Origin of the sequence: Candidatus Megaera venefica (assembly GCF_034554655.1) — a bacterium.
GTDB classification, from domain to species: domain Bacteria; phylum Pseudomonadota; class Alphaproteobacteria; order Rickettsiales; family Rickettsiaceae; genus Megaera_A; species Megaera_A venefica.
On record NZ_JARJFB010000277.1, the window covers coordinates 1 to 650 of the forward strand.

General features: G+C 35.2%; 1 protein-coding gene. It reads right to left on the reverse strand.

Annotation, left to right across the window (positions count from 1 at the left end; genetic code table 11):
* Positions 1-50: 50 nt before the first annotated feature.
* A partial coding sequence (locus tag Megvenef_RS09755; RefSeq protein WP_322777713.1) for a Bax inhibitor-1/YccA family protein occupies positions 51-650 on the reverse strand: 600 nt, incomplete at its 5' end.

Genomic DNA, 650 nt, shown 5'->3' on the forward strand with positions numbered 1-650 from the left:
ATTTATTAATTTTAGAACTTTTGACAATTTTGTATTCATGTTGTTTATTACTAATCATCACTTTTTCTTACACCGATAAAATGCAGTAGCATGGTAAAGAGATTGATAAAATCCAAGTATAAAGTCATTGCTCCGTATACCGCTATATTACTTGCTCTTGCCGTAGTACCGTTCATAGTATAGTAAATTGACTTAAGCTTCTGCGTGTCATAAGCGGTAAGGGCGGTAAATATACCTACTCCTATAAACGAGACGACAAAATCAAGGGCAGCAGAACGCAAAAATAAATTAATTAGACTAGCTATGATTAAACCTATTAATCCCATATAAACGAATGAACCTACCGCGGTTAAATCTTTTTTGGTACTATAGCCGTATAAACTCATTGCCCCAAATGTAGATGCGGTAATGAAAAATGTTTTAACGATACTTGCACTAGTAAAAACAAGAAATATCGAACCGAGTGATAGACCGTTAAGAGCCGCAAATATGCCAAGGTGCAACATTGCCTGCTGTTTATCCATACTCATTAAATTACGACTAAAGAAAAAGATATAAATTAGCGGCGCAAACATGACGGCGTATGCAAGCGGAGTAGAAAATAACATCATTGCTATTTGAGTGTTACTACCGATTATATAGGCTACCAA